Source organism: Psychroserpens luteus (assembly GCF_015319355.1).
Classification (GTDB): Bacteria; Bacteroidota; Bacteroidia; order Flavobacteriales; family Flavobacteriaceae; genus Psychroserpens; species Psychroserpens luteus.
In genome coordinates this window covers 92,974-114,552 of the sequence record NZ_JADILU010000004.1, presented here as the reverse complement: position 1 = coordinate 114,552, position 21,579 = coordinate 92,974, and the positions used below count along the sequence as shown (strand labels likewise).

Below are 21,579 nucleotides of genomic sequence, written 5' to 3'. Positions count from 1 at the left end.
TTTGGTAGACAGCATTTTATGCTCTATTTTTGATTTTAAGTAGATAGGAATTCTATTCCATTTATACTTAATAATAGATTAAATTAATAGCAAATTAATCTATTATTCTTACCAAAAAATTGTTTGATAGCACAACAATTGATTATTAGCATTTATTGATTTAGAATGATTTCATTCTAGTTGATGTTCTGTATATACAGTGCGTCAATATTTGATTTTAAGCTTACACGTAAATCTTGTATTTACGTTTTGCTGGCAATACTTGTATTGTCAATATAAATGTTAAAATAATTTTAATTTAAAACCAAATGTTATGTTTATGAGCAATTTTACCCGAAGTGGTGGACGCGCCAAAATTTGGCAATCTATCACGAATTTATCGTGTTGTAGCATTGATCTTAAGACTAAACGATTTACAAGCATGAAGGCTCTGGCCTTTTTCATGCTTTTCGCGTTTAGTGTAAGTACAATGTTCGCCCAAGAATCAGCAAGAAGTACATTCGTTAGTGGCTGTCTGTCAGACGCTCCTAGTGGATTTACTGAAGCAGAAGTAGCTCTGCTTTACGCAGATGTGTGTGGAGAACTTACTCCCAAAGTAGTTAAAACCTTATATCCAGAAGGTGATGACTGTAGTTGGTATTTAAAAATCTATTACACTATTGATTGTGGAGATTTTAGTACTGCATTTGCAGTTGAATATTATGGAGAAGATGAAACAGCACCATTATTAAATGAAGGAGCAGAAGTTCCTGAAAGTGGTCAAAATTTAAACTTATGTTTAGATAGTGTTCCTGCAGGTCCATCAATTGAAGATGTTGCTGCTTTGTATACAGAAAACTGTAGTGACGTAATTGTTACTAAGTCAGGTACTCCATCAGGAAGTGATTGTGAGTGGTCTGTTGATTATACGTATACAATTAGCGATGCTTGTGGAAACATGGCTTCAGATTTAGTTGTTTCTTATAGTGGTGGAGATACAGAAGCGCCTATTTTTAATAAAGATATGGAGTTACCAACAGGAGAATTAGGTTTAAATCTTTGCTTTTTAGATAAAGCTCAAGGACCTACTGAAGAAGATATTGCTTCTATGTTTGAGGATAACTGCGGAACGGTAACCGTTGTGAAAACAAGTTATTCTAAAGGTAGTGACTGTAAGTGGATGGCACAATATACTTATACTATTAGTGATGAGTGTGGTAATACTGCAGAACCTATTGTTTTAGTATATAATGGTAGTGATAGTGAGGAGCCTGTTTTAGAAGGTGTGCCTGAGGACGTAACTGTAAGTTGTGTAGATTTAATCCCAGAAGCAAATTTCAAAAATATTTCTGCTTCAGATAATTGTACAGATAAATTAGAAATTACAGTTTCTGATAGTCCTGCTGAAATAGATTCATGTTTAGGAGGTGTATTAGTAAGAACTTATTCTGTTTCTGATGGTTGTGGTAATAGCGATAGTCAAACACAGACAATTACTGTATTACCTACTCCAGAATCTATTCTAGAGGTACCAGAATTACCTTCAAATATTTCATGTACAGATGCAGAAGCTTATTTAGTACCAAACGCTACATATAGTAATGGAGTTGCTCAAGGAGCATGTTCAGTTTCTGGTTCTATTGAAGCAGAAGTAAGTACACAATATACTGAGTGTGGTGGTACAATAACTGTTACTTATGATGGAGTTGATTCTTGTGATCGTCCATTAAGTGCAGGACCATTTGTTATTACAATTGACCCAGCACCAATGGCTGAGTTTGACGCAGTAGAAGATATGACAGTTTCATGTCATGATGCAAATAATTATGAAGTTGAAAGCTTATCGTATTCTAACAACGGAACAGGAGTTTGTTTAATTTCTGGTGAAGTTGAAGGTGAATTAAATGGCGAATTCTCAAAATGTGGAGGAACGTTATATGTAGACTGGACTTACACTGATGATTGTGATAGAACAATCACAGCTAAGAAAACAATTACTGTTTTACCAGCACCAATGGCAGAATTTGAACCAGTAGAAAATGAAGAAATTTTATGTGATGAAGCAAATAATTATGTAGCAGGTGTGTTATCATATTCTAATCACGGAAACGGAAACGGAAACGGAAACGGAAACGGAAACGGAAATGGAAATGGAAATGGAAATGGACCTTGTTCAATAGTAGGTGAAGTTGAAGGAGAATTAAGTGGAGAATACACAGAATGTGGAGGAACACTATATGTAGATTGGTCTTATACTGATGATTGTGATAGAACAATTACTGCTCAAAAAGTAATTACAGTATTACCAGCACCAATGGCTGAGTTTGACGAAGTAGAAGACATGACAATTTCATGTGATGAAGCAGGATCATTTACAGCAGGTTCATTAGCTTATACAAACGGAGCTTCTAGCGAAGCATGTTTAATTTCAGGATCAGTAGAAGGAGAGTTAAGTGGAGAATACACAGAATGTGGAGGAACTCTTAGCGTAGATTGGACTTATACCGATGATTGTGATAGAACAATTACAGCTAAGAAAATAATTACAGTATTACCAGCACCAATGGCTGAGTTTGATGAAGTAGAAGACATGACAATTTCATGTGATGAAGCAGGATCATTTGCAGCAGGTTCATTAGCTTATACAAACGGAGCTGAAAATGAAGCATGTTTAATCGCAGGATCAGTAGACGGAGAATTAAGTGGAGAATACACAGAATGTGGAGGAACACTTACAGTAAACTGGATTTACACTGATAATTGTGACAGAACAATTGAGGCTAGTCAAACTATTACAGTAGAACCAGCACCAATGGCTGAGTTTAGCGAAGTAGAAAACATGACAGTTTCATGTGAAGAAGCTGGATCATTTGTAGCAGGTTCATTAGATTATACAAACGGAGCTTCAAGTGAAGCATGTTTAATCGCAGGATCAGTAGAAGGTGAGTTAAGTGGAGAGTACACTGAATGCGGAGGATTATTATTTGTAGACTGGACTTATACTGATGATTGTGATAGAACAATCACAAAAAGACAGCAAATAAAAGTTAATCCAGCACCAATGGCTGAGTTTGATGAAGTAGAAGACATGACAATTTCATGTGAAGAAGCTGGATCATTTACAGCAGGTTCATTAGGGTATACAAACGGAGCTGAAAATGAAGCATGTTTAATCGCAGGATCAGTAACAGGAGAATTAAGTGGAGAATACACAGAATGTGGAGGAACACTTACAGTAAACTGGACTTATACTGATGATTGCCAAAGAACAATTGAGGCTAGCCAAACGATTACAGTTGAGCCAGCACCAATGGCAGTGTTTAATGAAGTACAAGACATTACTATTGCTTGTGACCTAGCAAACCAATATATGGTTAGTTCATTAGGATATTCAAACGGAGCTGAAAATGAAGCATGTTTAATTGAAGGATCAGTAGAAGGAGAATTAAGTGGAGAATACACAGAATGTGGAGGAACACTATATGTAGACTGGACGTATACTGATGATTGTGATAGAACAATTACAGCTAGAAAAACGATTACAGTTAGTCCTGCACCAATGGCAGCATTTGATGAAGTAGAAGACATGACAATTTCATGTGATGAAGCAGGATCATTTACAGCAGATTCATTAGGATATTCAAACGGAGCTGAAAATGAAGCATGTTTAATCGCAGGATCAGTAGAAGGAGAGTTAAGTGGAGAATACACAGAATGTGGAGGAACTCTTAGCGTAGATTGGACTTATACTGATGATTGTGATAGAACAATCACAGCTAAGAAAATAATTACAGTATTACCAGCACCAATGGCTGAGTTTGACGAAGTAGAAAACATGATAATTTCATGTGAAGAAGCGGGATCATTTACAGCAAGTTCATTAGGATATTCAAACGGAGCTGAAAATGAAGCATGTTTAATTGCAGGATCAGTAGAAGGAGAATTAAGTGGAGAATACACAGAATGTGGAGGAACACTATATGTAAACTGGACATATACTGATGATTGTGATAGAACAATAGAAGCTAGCCAAACGATTACAGTTGAGCCAGCACCAATGGCAGCATTTGATGAAGTAGAAGACATGACAATTTCATGTGAAGAAGCTGGATCATTTACAGCAGGTTCATTAGCTTATACAAACGGAGCTGAAAATGAAGCATGTTTAATCTCAGGATCAGTAGAAGGAGAATTAAGTGGAGAATATACAGAATGTGGAGGAACACTTACAGTATACTGGACTTACACTGATGATTGTAAAAGAACAATTGAGGCTAGCCAAACGATTACAGTTGAGCCAGCACCAATGGCAGCATTTGACGAAGTAGAAGACATGACAATTTCATGTGAAGAAGCAGGATTATTTGTAGCAGGTTCATTAGCTTATACAAATGGAGCTGAAAATGAAGCATGTTTAATCTCAGGATCAGTAGAAGGAGAATTAAGTGGAGAATACACAGAATGTGGAGGAACACTTACAGTAAACTGGACATACACTGATGATTGTCAAAGAACAATTGAGGCTAGTCAAACTATTACAGTAGAGCCAGCACCAATGGCAGCATTTGATGAAGTAGAAGACATGACAATTTCATGTGATGAAGCAGGATTATTTGTAGCAGGTTCATTAGCTTATACAAACGGAGCTGAAAATGAAGTATGTTTAATTGCAGGATCAGTAGAAGGAGAATTAAGTGGATCTTACACAGAATGTGGAGGAACATTATATGTAGATTGGACTTACACTGATGATTGTGACAGAACAATCACAGCTAAGAAAATGATTACAGTATTACCAGCACCAATGGCTGAGTTTGATGGAGTAGAAGACATGACAATTTCATGTGATGAAGCAGGATCATTTGCAGCAGGTTCATTATCATATTCAAATGGAGCTGAAAATGAAGCATGTTTAATTGCAGGATCAGTAGAAGGAGAATTAAGTGGAGAGTACACAGAATGTGGAGGAACACTTACAGTAAACTGGACATACACTGATGATTGTCAAAGAACAATTGAGGCTAGCCAAACTATTACAGTTGAGCCAGCACCAGAAGCAGCATTTGATGAAGTAGAAGACATGACAATTTCATGTGATGAAGCTGGATCATTTGTAGCAGGTTCATTAAGTTATACAAACGGAGCTGAAAATGAAGCATGTTTAATTGCAGGATCAGTAGAAGGAGAATTAAGTGGAGAATACACAGAATGTGGAGGAACACTTATCGTAGATTGGACTTACACTGATGATTGTGACAGAACAATCACAGCTAAGAAAATGATCACAGTATTACCAGCACCAATGGCTGAGTTTGATGAAGTAGAAGACATGACAATTTCATGTGAAGAAGCAAATTCATTCGAAGCAGGTTCATTAGCTTATACAAACGGAGCTGAAAATGAAGCATGTTTAATCGCAGGATCAGTAGAAGGAGAATTAAGTGGAGAGTACACAGAATGTGGAGGAACACTTACAATAAACTGGACATACACTGATGATTGTCAAAGAACAATTGAGGCTAGCCAAACGATTACAGTTGAGCCAGCACCAATGGCAGCATTTGAAGAAGTAGAAGACATGGAGATTTCATGTGAAGAAGCTAATTTATATGAAGCAGGTTCATTAAGTTATACTAACGGAGGAACTGGAGCATGTTTAATCGCAGGATCAGTAGAAGGAGAATTAAGTGGAGAATACACAGAATGTGGAGGAACACTTACAGTAAACTGGACGTACACTGATGATTGTGACAGAACAATTGAAGCTAGTAAGACTATTACAGTATTACCAGCACCAGAAGCAGCATTTGATGAAGTAGAAGACATGACAATTTCATGTGATGAAGCAGGATCATTTGTAGCAGGTTCATTAAGTTACACTAACGGAGGAACTGGAGCATGTTTAATCGCAGGATCAGTAGAAGGAGAGATAAGTGGAACTTACTCAGAATGTGGAGGAATCCTTACAGTAGACTTTACTTATACAGATGATTGTGATAGAACAATCACAGCTAAAAAATCAGTTACAGTAGAGCCAGCACCAATGGCTGAGTTTGATGGAGTAGAAGACATGACAATTTCATGTGAAGAAGCTAACTCATTTATAGCAGCATCTTTAAGCTATACAAACGGAGCTTCTAACGAAGTGTGTTTAATAGAAGGTTCTGTTAATGGAGAAGCTACACCAGATTATACAGAGTGTGGTGGAACTATATTAGTAAGCTGGACTTACACAGATGATTGTGATAGAACAATTGAGGCTAGCCAAACTGTTACAGTTGAGCCAGCACCAATGGCAGTATTTGATGAAATTGAAGATGCATCTATTGCATGTGAAGATTTAGCATCTTATGAGCCAGAATTCTTATCATATTCAAATGAAGGAACTGGAGCTTGTTTAATCTCTGGATCTGTTCAAGGTGAAGCTGAAGCTTTCGAAGGAAGCTGTGGAACTTTTGTAGTGAACTTTACGTACACTGATGATTGTGATCGTACAATTACTGCTAGTCAAACTATTACAGTAATTGATGAAACAGCACCAATGTTAGTAGGAGAATTACCTCAAGGTGAGTCTAACTTAGACTTATGTTTTGAAAATCGTCCAGAAGGACCTACTCTAGCTGAAATCGCTGCTTTATTTACAGATAACTGTGGTAACGTAAATGTTACTAAAACAGTATCTGCACCTCAAGAAGATGATTGTCATTGGGCAGTAATGTACAGATATGAAATCCAAGATGATTGTGGAAACTTTGCTAATCCAGTAAAAGTATTCTATAACGGTGGAGATCAATCTGCTCCTGAATTAACAGGAACATTACCAGAAGGTGTTACAGGTTTACAGTGTTTAAGTGATAATCCTGGTGCACCATCATTAGATGCTCTTAACGAGGCTTACACAGATAATTGTGGAACAGTAACTATTACTCCATTAGAGCCAGTAATTACTGGTGATGATTGTGGATGGACTGCAACTTATGAGTATACTGTTGTTGATGCATGTGAGAACTATGCAGATAACATCGTAATCGTAAACAGTGGTGCAGATACAATGGCTCCAACATTAGAAGGAGAATTACCAATGGGTCAAAATACTTTAGACTTATGTATCGATTCTGATTTAGGAGAACCTAGTGAAGAGGAGATTGCAGCACTTTACGCAGATAACTGTAGTGAAGTAACTGTTACTAAAGTTGAGAAAATTTACGGTACAAACTGTGAGTGGATTAGAGTATTTGAATACTCAGCAGTAGATGCTTGTGGAAACGAATCTTCTCTTGTAAAAGTGAACTACCAAGGTGGTGATGTTTCAGGTCCAGAATTTGATCTTGAATGTCAATTCCAAGAATTTGAAATCGAATCTTGCCCAGCTAGTGCAACTATTTCATTGAATGTTGGTGATATTATTAATCCATTAACAGTTTGGACTGTTGCTGGACAAGAAATTTTACCAATTGCAGAATGTGTTTCTGACAACTGTACGCCTCTTGAGGATATCAGTTTAGAAGTTATAGATGTTCTAATAGATGCAGGAGATTGTTTAACTACAATATCTATAAGCTTTGAAGCTGAAGATGCTTGTGGTAACAAATCAGATGAATTGTTCACTTGTACATATATTATTAGAGATACAACTGCACCAGTTGTAACTTGTCCAGAAGGTCAAGACTTTGGTATAGTTGCTGAAGCGCCTACTGCATTTGCTGATAAAGCATTTTATACAGATAACTGTCAAGCTGATGGTCAAACTCAAGATTATTCAGATGTTTTAACTTCTGAAGTTAGTGAGGTATTGTCTGGAATTACATTTGATTGTTTGATTAATCAAACTATCTATGGTAGCGTTATTTTTGGCGAGCCAACAGGTGTTGATGTTAACGGTTATGCAACATTTGATCCTGGAAACTCTCCAGAGTTCCCTAATAATTCTTATTCATTATCATTTGAAAATGATCAATGGGTTGTTAAAGAGCAAGGAGAAATAGCTTGGTTCTCTAATGTAGATGATTTATATCCGTCTTGTGAATCAAGTGATTGGGATCCAGGTAGTTCTGTTTGTCAATTATTAGATGTTACTTGTGAAGATGGAGGAGCTGCTACTGAAGATTACACTTTAATAAGAACATTCACTGCAAATGATGGCTGTGGTAACACAGATACCTGTGATGTTGTTTATACGTGGTCTATAGATCCTTGTGCTAATGATATAGTAAATCCAGAGATTGCATGTCCTGCTGATGTTGAGATATACGGAAGTGTTACTGGACTTGCAAGTGGAGTTGACTCAGTAGGAGGAGAAATTGTTCCTGGAGCTACTTCTGGTGAGGTTTCTTATTTTGCTGAAGTATCTGGAATGCCAGCTAACGCTACTATCCAAGATATCACAATTGATATGAATATTTCACATACTTGGTCAGGTGACTTAGAGATTACGCTTGTATCTCCTTCAGGAGTTGAAGCTATCTTATTGATACCAGATGATACAGGTAATGGTTCTACTGACAATGTTGATTTTGTAAATACAAATATCTCATTTAGTGATTCTGCTGCAGCACCAATTGCACCAGATGCAATTCTTACTGACGCTTTTAATGATGCTATAGATGCTTCTTACAAGCCTAATGATGGTACGGTAACGTTTGCTGACTTTATAGCAACCTTATCTGGAGATCAGAATGGTACTTGGGAATTATTCATTATTGATGACGCTGGAGGAGATGTAGGAGTTTTACATAGCTGGGCTGTGAACATAACTTATGATGGTGTAGATATTACACCAGATGCTACAGGTTATGCTATAGCTTCAGATAATTGTGATGATGAGCCTGAGGTAACGTATTCTGATGTTTCATCTACTAACGATGCTGGTGTAACAACCATTATACGTACATGGACTGCAACTGATGAATCAGGTAATTCAGACAATTGTGATCAAATAATTACAGTTGTTGGTCAAGGTGATATTCAAGGTGATATTGCTTGTGGAGATGTTGTAAACGGTAATACTGATGATTCTGACGTAAATACAGGTTTACCTTCTTGTGATACTAGCTTAACAGATAGACAAGGTGATTTCTATACCTTTATTGGTACAGGAGATTATGTTACAGTATCTACATGTAGTGCTAATACAACGTATGATACTAAGTTAGGTGTCTTTACAGATGAAGCTGCTACATGTGTAGTTGGTGATGATGATACTACAAATGCTACAAATTGTACGCATAGTAGTTTCCATTCTCAAGTTGAATTCGTATCTGTTGTAGGACAAGAATATCAAGTCTATGTCACTGGATTTAGTGATAATACTGGTGATTATGAGTTATCTATAACTTGTGACCCAGCTAATGCGAGACAGCAATTAGCAGATCAAGAGAATACTGTTAAAATCGACTTTACTGCTTACCCAGTACCATTTGACAATGAAGTAAACATTGCTTACTCATTTGAATTTGATACAGATGTAACTATTGAGTTATTTGATACTAAAGGTTTACAAGTCTTTAGTGAAACTAACAAGAATTATGTTACAGGATCTAAAGATGTATCAACGTTTGATTTATCTAGATACTCAAGTCAAATGTTCTATGTGAAGTTAACTACTAGTCAAGGATCTGTTACTAAGAAGATAGTTTCTTCTGGTAAGTAATAATTGATAAATAATTAGAGAAATTCTCTAGGGGTATATATTAAAGGCAGCTATTTATAGCTGCCTTTTTTTTGTACCTATTTTTCTACGGAAATGTGCTTTGCATTAACAAATAATGCTTTAAATGAATAGGAGTGAAGTATTCCTATTTCAGCATTAAACATAGAAATAGATAGGCAATACAAGTGAATTAATTATAAAATGTGGTGAGTTTTAATCCCGATAACTATCGGGACCGAAGAGACAAGGAAAAGTTTATTTAGCTACAGAATTTGCCCATTCTATAGCTTGAGCTAAATCATTAAAAATTTCAAAAGGCTTATTATTTAAAAACAGCTTTTCTATTTGTGCAGTAGTCTTAGCCATGTAATTTTTTGAAACGACACAAAACCCAACGAGGTTATTAATTTTTGAAGTTTCTTTATATACTGCTGGATCTACAGAGTAAGAGTTTACTCTGTGTGTGATATAGACAAATGGTTTGTTTCTAAAATGCGCATCGGCAACTTGTTTTAGAGTGGTATTGTTATACATAGTCATGTTGACTCCTGCGTTTACAGTAACGATCATGTAGTGTTCATAAAGATGAATTTCACAAAAATCAAGTGTAATGCTATTTGTCATATTCTAAAGTTAAACATTAAAAACCTTGAAACAAAAAAAAAGCCTCTTAATATTAAGAGGCTTTTTTATTTTTATAAGTGACTATTTAAGATTCTGTTTTAGTTTCAGGCTTAACAATTTTAATTGTCAATTCATTTGATTTACTGTCTAAATCCATATGTATAGTATCTCCTTCTTGAAGTTGAGAATTAATGATCTCTTCGGCAAGTGCATCTTCAATATACTTTTGAATAGCTCTTTTTAATGGTCTTGCTCCATATTCTTTATCAAATCCTTTTTCGGCTATATAATCTTTAGCTTTTTTTGTAAGCTTAAGTTCATACCCCAAATCTTTAATTCGTTTCATGAGGTGCGCTAGTTCAATATCAATGATTTTATCGATGTCTTCTCTTTCTAAAGCATTAAAGACCATAACGTCATCAATTCTATTCAAAAACTCTGGAGCAAATGCTTTTTTAAGTGCATTTTCAATAATGCTTCTCGTATTATCACTTGCTTGAGCAGATCTAGCAGATGTACCAAAACCTACACCTTGTCCAAAATCTTTAAGTTTTCTAGCACCAATATTAGAGGTCATAATGATGATTGTATTTCTAAAATCAATTTTACGTCCTAAACTATCTGTCAAATAACCATCATCTAAAACTTGTAATAACATGTTAAAGACATCTGGATGTGCTTTTTCAATTTCATCTAAAAGAATTACTGCGTATGGTTTACGACGCACTTTCTCTGTTAATTGTCCACCTTCTTCATAACCTACATATCCTGGAGGTGCTCCAACTAATCTAGAGATCGCAAATTTCTCCATGTATTCACTCATGTCAATTCTAATGAGTGCATCTTCACTATCAAATAACTCACGAGCTAAAACTTTTGCTAATTGTGTTTTTCCAACTCCTGTTTGACCTAAAAATATAAATGAGCCAATTGGCTTGTTAGGATCTTTTAGTCCAGCACGATTACGCTGTATAGCTTTAACGACCTTAGCAACAGCTTCATCTTGACCAATAACTTTACCTTTAATTAATTCTGGTAATTCGGCTAATTTATTACTTTCGGTTTGAGCAATTCTATTTACAGGTATTCCAGTCATCATAGAAACGACATCTGCTACATTGTCTTCAGATACAATTTCTCTATGTTGTTTGGTTTCTTCTTCCCATTTTTCTTGAGCAATTGCTAATTCTTTTTCAAGACGTTTTTCATCATCTCTTAATTTAGCTGCTTCTTCGTATTTTTGTTTTTTAACAACCGTATTTTTGGTTTCCTTGACTTCTTCTAATTTCTTTTCAAGTTCAAGAATTTGTTTAGGCACAGTAATGTTTGTAATATGTACACGAGAACCTGCTTCATCTAAAGCATCAATAGCTTTGTCTGGTAAAAAACGCTCTGTCATATATCTATTGGTAAGTTTTACACAAGCTTCTATTGCAGCATCTGTATAATCTACATTGTGATGTTCCTCGTATTTACCTTTGATATTATTGAGAATCTCAATAGTTTCTTCTACAGTAGTTGGCTCCACAATTACCTTTTGAAAACGACGCTCTAATGCACCATCTTTCTCGATGTATTGTCTGTACTCATCTAATGTAGTGGCTCCAATACATTGTATTTCTCCTCTAGCCAATGCTGGTTTAAACATGTTTGAAGCATCTAAACTTCCTGTAGCTCCACCTGCACCAACAATGGTATGAATTTCATCAATGAAAAGAATAATATCATCATTCTTCTCTAGTTCATTCATAACCGCTTTCATACGTTCTTCAAATTGTCCGCGATATTTGGTTCCAGCAACTAAACTAGCAAGGTCTAAAGTGACTACGCGTTTATTGAAAAGTATTCTGGATACTTTACGTTTTACAATTCTGAGAGCTAAACCTTCAGCAATTGCAGATTTACCTACTCCAGGTTCACCAATTAATAAAGGGTTATTCTTTTTACGACGACTCAAAATTTGTGAGACGCGTTGTATTTCTTTTTCTCGTCCAACAACAGGATCGAGTTTACCCTCTTCTGCCATAACAGTGAGGTCTCTTCCAAAGTTATCTAAAACAGGAGTCTTAGATTTTTTTGTTGATTTACCAGTGGATTGTCCAAAAGGATTTTCTTTTGCTTCATCTTCTTGATTAGGTTCATCATCTGAGAATGACTCACTCTTTGGAATCTCTAAATAATCATCATCGTTTGTAATCATAAATTTGAATTGTTCTTTTACATTATCGTAATCTATATTCAACTTATTTAAAAGTTTAGTAGTTGGGTCATTTTCATTTCTTAAAATACACAACAGTAAATGTGCAGTATTTATAGACGTGCTTTGAAATAACTTAGCTTCTAAAAATGTAGTTTTTAAAGCACGTTCTGCTTGTCTTGTGAGATGTAAATTCTTTTTTTCATTTGAAGACACAGTTATATTAGGATTTGCAGGGCTTAAAATCTCAACCTTTCTTCTTAAGTGGTTAAGGTCAACATCCAACGCATTTAATATATCTATAGCCTTACCATTACCATCACGAAGTAGTCCTAACATTAAATGTTCAGTACCAATAAAATCGTGACCTAATCGCAATGCCTCTTCTTTGCTATACGCAATTACATCTTTAACTCTTGGGGAAAAATTGTCATCCATAGTAATCTCTTTCTGCATTAAAAATAATAAAATCTACCTATAAAAAGGCAAAAACTATACCTTAAATAAAGGTCTGCTACTAATAGAGTAAAAAAACTTTACAAATTCAAAGTTTTTAACAAAAGACTTATTAAAAGTTTACATGAAATTTGTTAATAAATAGTTCTAAATTTAGAATAGATAACGCGCTTAAACACTACGGAAATCCTTATCTTAGCCTGATTTGAAAACCTACAAAAAATCTAATTTATATAATATATGGAAGAAGGAGAGAAATTGATCCCTATCAACATTGAGGATGAAATGAAATCTGCGTACATTGATTATTCAATGTCGGTCATTGTGTCACGTGCATTACCAGATGTGAGAGATGGTTTAAAACCAGTTCACAGACGTGTACTTTATGGTATGCATGAACTTGGTGTTAGGTCAAATACTGCTCATAAAAAATCAGCAAGAATTGTTGGTGAGGTTCTAGGTAAGTACCATCCACATGGTGATACATCTGTTTATGATGCCATGGTTCGTATGGCTCAAGAATGGAGTTTACGTTATATGCTCGTTGATGGTCAAGGAAACTTTGGTTCTATTGATGGTGACAGTCCTGCAGCAATGCGTTATACTGAAGCTAGAATGAAGAAGATATCTGAAGAAATGTTGGCAGATATTGATAAAGAAACAGTAGATCATAAATTAAATTTTGATGATACGCTACAGGAGCCAACAGTGCTTCCAACGAGAGTTCCAGGATTGTTAATCAATGGAGCTTCTGGTATTGCAGTAGGTATGGCAACGAATATGCCTCCACATAATTTATCTGAAGTTATTGATGGTACTATTGCATACATTGAGAACAACGACATCGAAATTGATGAATTAATTCAACATATTAAGGCTCCAGATTTTCCAACAGGAGGAACAATATATGGTTATGATGGTGTCCGTGAAGCTTTTAAAACTGGTCGTGGACGAATTGTCATTCGTGGAAAAGCGAGAATAGAAGAAGTACAAGGAAGAGAAAGTATTGTTGTTACTGAAATTCCTTATCAAGTTAACAAGGCAGACATGATTAAAAAAACTGCCGACTTAGTTAACGATAAAAAGATAGATGGTATTTCTCTCATTAGAGATGAATCTGACAGAAACGGGATGCGTATTGTTTACGTTTTAAAGCGTGATGCAATTCCTAATATCGTTTTAAACATGTTGTATAAATATACAGCATTACAATCTTCTTTTAGTGTCAATAATATTGCATTAGTAAAAGGTCGTCCTCAATTATTGAATCTTAAAGAAATGATTCATTATTTCGTTGAGCATAGACATGAAGTTATTGTAAGACGTACAAAATACGAATTACGCAAAGCGGAAGAAAGAGCACATATCTTAGAAGGTTTAATCATAGCTTCAGATAATATTGATGAGGTTATTGCAATTATTCGTGCATCTTCAAATGCAGATGAAGCAAGAGCTAAATTAATTGAGCGTTTTGAACTTTCAGAAATACAAGCAAAAGCAATCGTAGAAATGCGATTACGTCAACTTACAGGTTTAGAACAAGACAAGCTTCGTAATGAGTATGACGAGTTGATGAAAACTATAGAGGATTTAAAAGATATTCTCGATAAAGTAGATCGTCGTTATGAAATTATCAAAGAAGAACTTTTAGTCATTAAAGATAAGTATGGTGATGAACGTCGATCTGTAATAGAATATGCTGGTGGTGATTTAAGTATCGAAGATATGATTCCTGATGAGCAAGTGGTAATTACTATTTCTCACGCAGGTTACATTAAAAGAACATCACTTACAGAATATAAAACTCAAAATAGAGGAGGTGTTGGTCAAAAAGCATCAACAACTCGTAATGAGGATTTCTTAGAACACCTATTTGTTGGTACAAACCATCAATATATGTTGTTCTTCACACAGAAGGGAAAATGTTTCTGGATGCGTGTTTATGAAATTCCAGAAGGAAGTAAGACTTCAAAAGGTAGAGCAATTCAAAACTTAATAAATATTGAGCAAGATGATAAAGTCATGGCTTTTATCTGTACTCAAGATTTAAAAGATGAAGACTATATCAATAGTCATTATGTGATTATGGCTACTAAAAAAGGTCAGGTTAAGAAAACATCTTTAGAACAATATTCTAGACCTCGTACTAATGGTATTAATGCTATTACAATCAAAGAGGATGATGAATTACTAGAAGCAAAACTAACGACAGGTAATAGTCAAGTGATGCTAGCATTAAAATCTGGTAAAGCAATTAGATTTGAAGAAGAGAAAACTAGACCAATGGGTAGGAATGCTTCTGGTGTAAGAGGAATTCGTTTATCTAATGATAAAGATGAAGTTATTGGTATGATAGCTATTGAGAACCCTCAAGAAGAATCTGTTTTAGTTGTTTCTGAAAAAGGCTACGGAAAACGAAGCTATATCGATGATCCAGAAGATGGAGAAGCTATTTATAGAATCACCAACCGTGGAGGAAAAGGAGTGAAGACCATTTCTGTTACAGAAAAAACAGGTCACTTAGTTGCTATTAAAACAGTAACAGATGAAGATGATTTAATGATCATTAATAAATCTGGTATAGCTATTAGGATGGCAGTTGCAGATCTACGTGTTATGGGTAGAGCAACACAAGGTGTAAAACTCATTAATTTGAAAGGAAGTGATTCTATCGCAGCAGTTGCTAAGGTCATGAAAGAAGACGAAGAAGAGGAATCTGATGATGAGAATATTGATAATCAAGATGTTGATGAAAATGGCATAACTCTTGATTCTAACGAAGAAGAATAAATATATTAATACTAAAAATAACTAATAATGAAAAAACAATTTATTGTTGCAATCGCACTGTTAGTAAGTACGCTTTCTTTTGCACAAAAGAGCGAGCTTAAAACAGCTGAGAAGGCAATTAAATCAGGTAATTTTGCAGATGCAAAATCAGCAATTCAATCTGCAGAATCACTAATAACTAATGCAGATGACAAATTAAAAGCTAAATTTTATTTCCTAAAGGGTCAAGCATTATATGCTAATGGTACAGGTTCAAATTCAGATATGGATGAAGCCATTGAAAGTTTCAATATGGTGCAAAAAGTTGAAGGATCTACTAAAGGTAAATATGGTTCAACTATTAATGACTTAAAGTCTCAAATGCTTAATAACTTTCTAACTAAAGCTAATGCAGCTTTACAAAGTAAAGATTACACTGCATCATCTGCAGGTTTTAATAAAGCTTACCGTATGTCTCCTAAAGATACATTATACTTATACTATGCTGCATCTACAGCAGTGACAGGTCAAGATTATAATACGTCACTTAAATACTATGAAGAACTTAGAGATCTAGGTTTTACAGGTATCGGGAAAGAATACAATGCTGTTAATAATGAGTCTGGAGAGGTTGAGACTTTTGATAATAAATCATTAAGAGACTTATCTGTAAGAGCAGGAACGCATACAGCACCAAAAGATAAGAAAACAGAATCTAAGTCTGCAGAGATAGTTAAAAATATAGCATTAATTCACTTAAGTAATGGTGATAATGAAAAAGCTATTGGAGCAATGAAGTTAGCTAGAGAACAAAATCCTGATGATTTAGGATTATTGATTTCTGAAGCTAATGTTCAATTGAAAATGGGTAATAAAGAGCGTTTTACAGAATTAATGAAAGAGGCTACTTTAAAAGATCCTGATAATCCTGAATTACAATATAACTTAGGAGTTATTGCTGCAGAAGCTGGCGAAAAAGAAGCTGCAATGAAGTACTATGAAAAAGCAATCGCATTAGATCCATCATATACAGATGCTTATAATAATATGGCTGTTTTAATTTTAGCTGAAGAAGGAGCTATAGTTGAAGAAATGAATTCTCTTGGAAATTCAAGTGCAGATAATAAACGCTATGATGAATTAAGAGCTAAAAGGACTACGATATTTGAGTCTGCTATACCATATCTAGAGACTACGCTAAGGTTGAAGCCAAAAGATATTCAAGCAGCACAAACCTTAATGAATATATACAGAGGTAGTGGTCAAACTGATAAGTACAAAGCTATGAAAGCTAAAATTGAAGAACTTGAAGCAGGAAATTAAAGTTCTGTAATTGATATAAAAAAAGCGATTAGAATTTCTAATCGCTTTTTTTTATATAATTTTTTTTATGACCCTTAGTTTATGCGTGTGAATTTGTCTATCTACATTATAAATCCCTGAGTGATCTAGTCTGTCTATTCTTACTTTTCCATGAGCATGAATAATATAGTTGTCTTCCATAATAATCCCGACATGCACAATTTGTCCATCTTGGTTATCAAAAAAAGCTAAATCTCCAGGCTCACTTTCTTCAATAAAACTTAATGCTTGTCCTTGAGTAGCTTGTTGAGAAGCGTCTCTTAAAATAGCATAGCCATTTAATTTATAGACCATTTGTGTAAAACCAGAGCAATCTATACCAAAAGGAGTTTTTCCTCCCCAAAGATATGGTGCATTGAGATAGGTGAAAGCTGTTGTTATCAGGTTTCCTTTATCTTGTTTTAAAGTAGTATAACTACCATCAAAAGTATGATCCAACAATTCTAATCCATTTAAGGAAGAACCAATAGGAATTGTATATAACTTATTATCTTTATCTTGAACGTATTCAATCAAGTCTAAAGATAATTTGTGATTTTGACTTTTTATATTTTTGTAATCTTCTTCAGTGATTTCTAGATATTGCTTATTGTCTATCCAGCCTTCATATTTGTCAAAAGCTAATCGAATTTTACTCCATGCTTTACGCTGTTCTAACACTTTGAAGATTTCACCATAAAGCACTTGAGAAACAAGCTCAGTTGGATCACTGGGTTCAATTCTAAGAGGTACAATGCTCAGATTACAAATTCCGTATTGCATTAAAATATATTAATTACGTTCTATTACAATTGCAGAAGCTCCACCACCACCATTGCAAATAGTAGCAGCACCAATTTTGGCATCGTTTTGTTGTAAAACACTTAATAAGGTAATGATAATTCTTACTCCAGAACAACCTAATGGGTGACCTAAAGAAACTGCGCCACCATTTACATTGACATTGCTATCGTTTAAACCTAAAATTTTCATATTAGCTAAACCAACTACAGCAAAAGCTTCATTAAATTCAAAAAAATCAACATCACTTATAGTCATTCCAGCTTTATCCAAAGCTTTTGGTAATGCTTTAGAAGGTGATGTAGTAAACCATTTTGGTTCTTGAGCAGCGTCAGCATAACTTTTTATTGTAGCTAAAGGAGTTAAACCTAATTCTTCAGCCTTTTCTTTACTCATTAAAACCATTGCGCCAGCACCATCATTTATAGTAGATGCATTTGCAGCAGTTACAGTACCATCTTTTGTAAATGCAGGTCTTAATGTAGGGATTTTATCCATTCTTACATTACTGTATTCTTCATCTTTAACAACTATAATTGGCTCTCCACGACGCTGAGGTACTTCTACGGGTACGACTTCATTATTAAATTTACCAGCTTCCCAAGCTGCAGACGAGCGATTATAAGATTGAATTGCATAAGCATCTTGATCTTCTCTAGAAAATTTATATTCTTTTGCACAATCATCTGCGCAAACACCCATTGCATTTTCATCATAAGCATCAACTAATCCATCTTTTTGCATACCATCAACTAAAGTTGTAGGTCCAAATTTAGTACCAGTTCTCGCATGAAGATAATGTGGAATCAAACTCATGTTTTCCATTCCACCAGCGACAACTATATCTGTATCACCAAGAGCAATAGATTGAGCAGCTTGCATAACAGCTTTCATACCTGAAGCACAAACTTTATTAATAGTAGTACAAGGAACAGTATCAGGAATGCCAGCGTAAATTGCTGCCTGTCTTGCAGGAGCTTGACCAGTTCCAGCTTGTACAACATTTCCCATTAAAACTTCTTCAACCAATTCTGGTTTAAGATTTATTTTATCCAATGCACCTTTAATTGCTATAGCTCCTAATTTTGGTGCAGGAATAGTTGATAATGCTCCTAAAAAACTTCCAATTGGAGTTCTTGCAGTTGATACGATAACGACCTCTCTACTCATTTTGATTTTGTTTTGTTTTCTTATTGCAAAATTAATCATTTTTTAATTAAATAGAGGCTTAGATACAATTACATGAGTTCTATTATATTTTCTTACTTTTGAAAGTCTAAGCACTCAGTTCAAAAGCGTTTTTGATTTATTTGAAGTGCTTAAATTTTTTTAAAATGAATGATATAATTAATAAATGGTATCGTAATCATGCGCTTTTGTATAAAGTGCTTTTGTTTTTAAGTACGACTTTTTTGATCGTTTATTTATTTCCGAAGAGCGGAAAATTTAGATACGATTTTGATAAAGGAAAACCTTGGCAATCAGAAAGTCTTCTTGCGCCTTTTGATTTTGCAATAAAAAAATCTTCTAAAGAAATTGATCAAGAAAAAAATGAGGCTTCAGATCGAAGTGCAGTATATTTTGATATTGATAAATCTATAAAATCTAGTATTTTAGATGCCTATTCAGAAAAATTTAAAACGTCATTTGCAGACAGTGTAATTAATAAAAATCGAAATTTATTTAAAGTAGGTCAAACCACAATCAATTCTATTTATGAATTTGGAGTTTTAGATGAAGACTACGAATATTCTGAAAGTAAAAACGTCATTTTAGTAGATGGGCAAACCCAAGATGGAGAAACTCAATTCTCTAATCTAACTAAGTTAGATGGATTTAGAAGCATCATTGAAAATGAGTTGAGTGCTAATGGATTATCCAAATATGATGCAACATTTGTCTCTCTCTTTTTTGATGTTATTAAGCCTAATTTAAAACTTAACTCATCATTGACGCAGAATGCTTTAGATGAAAAACTTGAGGCTATATCAAGTGTTAGAGGTAGTATTGAAAAAGGAACACTCATTATTTCTAAAGGAGAGATTGTAGAAGGCAATAAATACGATGTTTTAACATCACTTGAAACCGAATATGAATCTCAAGTTTGGAATGACTCAAATTATAATTTAATCATTTTCGCCTATTCTTTACTCGTAGCCTTGACATTATTGATGCTTTTATTATTTCTTCGGAAATATAGAATGGAAGTCTTTCTAGATAACACTAAAGTGACCTTTATCTTTTTCAATATTTTATTAATGATTCTATTGACAACATTAGTCATTAATTATAATTCAAAATATGTTTATGTAGTACCATTATGTATTCTACCATTGGTTTTGAAAGCATTTTTTGATGCACGATTGGGATTATTTGCTCATGTACTCACAGTATTATTGTTAGGCTTTATTGTGCCTAATAGTTATGAGTATATGTTTCTTCAAATTATAGCTGGTATTGTCACTATATTAACAGTTTCCGAATTATATAAACGTGCAAATTTATTTATTTCCGTAGGTCAAATCACACTTATATACATTATTGCGTATTTTGCTTTTTTCGTAATACAAGAAGGTAATATAACAAGCATAGATCCTTCTACATTTGGTTTGTTTGTAATATGTGGACTTGCTACATTATTTGTTCAGCCACTTATCTATATTTATGAGAAACTGTTTGGTTTGGTTTCAGATGTATCCTTATTAGAACTTTCAGACACCAATACAAAGCTTTTAAAAGAATTATCTAATAAGGCACCAGGAACATTTCATCATTCGCTCAATGTCGCTAATTTAGCAGAAGCGTCAGCAAATGAAGTTGGAGCAAATGCTATGTTAATTAGAGTGGGAGCTTTATATCATGATATTGGGAAAATGAAAAATCCAACTTATTTTACAGAGAACCAAGCCACCGGAATAAATCCTCATGATGAGTTGTCGCCACGTGAGAGTACTAAAATTATCATTGACCATGTTTTGGATGGTATTGAGATTGCTAAGAAAAATAATTTACCAGATCGAGTGATTGATTTTATAAGAACTCATCATGGTACAAGTTTGGTTTATTACTTCTATAGGAAGGAAAAAGATTTAAACGAGGAAACTAAGCAAGAAGATTTTAGATATCCAGGACCACAACCATATAGTAAAGAAACAGCTATATTGATGATGTGTGATAGTGTAGAAGCAGCATCTAAAAGTTTAAAAGAGCCTACATCTACTAAGATTGATAAATTTGTAGAATCTATTATAGATAAGCAAATGGAAGATGGTCAGTTTTTGAACGCTAATATTACTTTTAAAGAGATACAGTCTATAAAGAAAGTCTTAAAAGCTAAGCTGGCGAACATATTTCACCTAAGAATTGAATACCCAGAATAATTTTAAAAAAAAATTAAAAAATTGTTGCGTTGTTGTTAATGAAAACTTACATTTGCATCCGCATTTGAGATATAATGCTAAGTTCATAATTTACCGGAGAGGTGCCTGAGTGGCCGAAAGGAACGGTTTGCTAAATCGTCGTACTTAGAAATAGGTACCCAGGGTTCGAATCCCTGTCTCTCCGCAAATTTTATTTGTGATATTAAAAAGATAATCAATTCGGGGTGTAGCGTAGCCCGGTTATCGCGCCACGTTTGGGACGTGGAGGCCGCAGGTTCGAATCCTGCCACCCCGACTAAAAAAAGCTGAACAGATGTTCAGCTTTTTTTATTTACATATCGTACCCTAAAATAAGTTGACACAAAATAACTTATTAGAAAAAG

At 34.5% G+C, this 21,579-nt stretch carries 8 protein-coding genes and 2 tRNA genes; 6 read left to right on the top strand and 4 right to left on the bottom strand.

The window, feature by feature from the left end:
- Positions 1-319: 319 nt before the first annotated feature.
- Positions 320-9,628, top strand: coding sequence for a proprotein convertase P-domain-containing protein (locus IM744_RS10325; RefSeq protein WP_194508065.1), 9,309 nt, complete (start codon positions 320-322; stop codon positions 9,626-9,628).
- Positions 9,629-9,883: 255 nt separating this feature from the next.
- On the opposite strand, the gene IM744_RS10320 is transcribed toward IM744_RS10325, so the two are convergent.
- On the bottom strand, positions 9,884-10,252 hold the full coding sequence (locus tag IM744_RS10320) for a hypothetical protein (protein ID WP_194508064.1): 369 nt from the start codon (positions 10,250-10,252) through the stop codon (positions 9,884-9,886).
- 85 nt (positions 10,253-10,337) lie between these two features.
- Positions 10,338-12,887, bottom strand: a complete 2,550-nt coding sequence (locus IM744_RS10315) for an ATP-dependent Clp protease ATP-binding subunit (protein WP_194508063.1) — start codon at positions 12,885-12,887, stop codon at positions 10,338-10,340.
- Between the two features lie 258 nt (positions 12,888-13,145).
- On the opposite strand from IM744_RS10315, the gene gyrA reads away from it, so the two are divergent.
- Both gyrA and IM744_RS10305 read left to right on the top strand, forming a co-directional pair.
- The gene (gene gyrA / locus IM744_RS10310) at positions 13,146-15,695 is read left to right on the top strand and encodes a DNA gyrase subunit A (RefSeq protein WP_194508062.1); all 2,550 of its coding nucleotides are present in this window, start codon (positions 13,146-13,148) and stop codon (positions 15,693-15,695) included.
- A gap of 27 nt (positions 15,696-15,722) precedes the next feature.
- Positions 15,723-16,997 carry a tetratricopeptide repeat protein gene (locus IM744_RS10305; RefSeq protein ID WP_194508061.1) on the top strand — a complete coding sequence of 425 codons (1,275 nt, stop codon included), beginning with the start codon at positions 15,723-15,725 and terminating at the stop codon, positions 16,995-16,997.
- 51 nt (positions 16,998-17,048) lie between these two features.
- Here the strand turns inward: IM744_RS10305 and IM744_RS10300 are convergent, their stop codons facing one another.
- A complete protein-coding gene (locus IM744_RS10300) occupies positions 17,049-17,798 on the bottom strand; it encodes a C40 family peptidase (RefSeq protein ID WP_194508060.1) in 750 nt (249 codons plus the stop codon).
- Between the two features lie 9 nt (positions 17,799-17,807).
- Positions 17,808-18,986, bottom strand: coding sequence for an acetyl-CoA C-acyltransferase (locus tag IM744_RS10295; RefSeq protein ID WP_194508059.1), 1,179 nt, complete (start codon positions 18,984-18,986; stop codon positions 17,808-17,810).
- A 164-nt stretch (positions 18,987-19,150) separates the two neighbouring features.
- Between IM744_RS10295 and IM744_RS10290 the strand changes: the two genes are divergently transcribed.
- From IM744_RS10290 to IM744_RS10280, 3 genes are all read left to right on the top strand, one after another.
- On the top strand, positions 19,151-21,196 hold the full coding sequence (locus IM744_RS10290; RefSeq protein WP_194508058.1) for an HD family phosphohydrolase: 2,046 nt from the start codon (positions 19,151-19,153) through the stop codon (positions 21,194-21,196).
- Between the two features lie 95 nt (positions 21,197-21,291).
- Positions 21,292-21,380 (top strand) — tRNA-Ser (locus IM744_RS10285).
- Between the two features lie 36 nt (positions 21,381-21,416).
- Positions 21,417-21,491 (top strand) — tRNA-Pro (locus IM744_RS10280).
- The last annotated feature ends 88 nt before the right edge of the window (positions 21,492-21,579 follow it).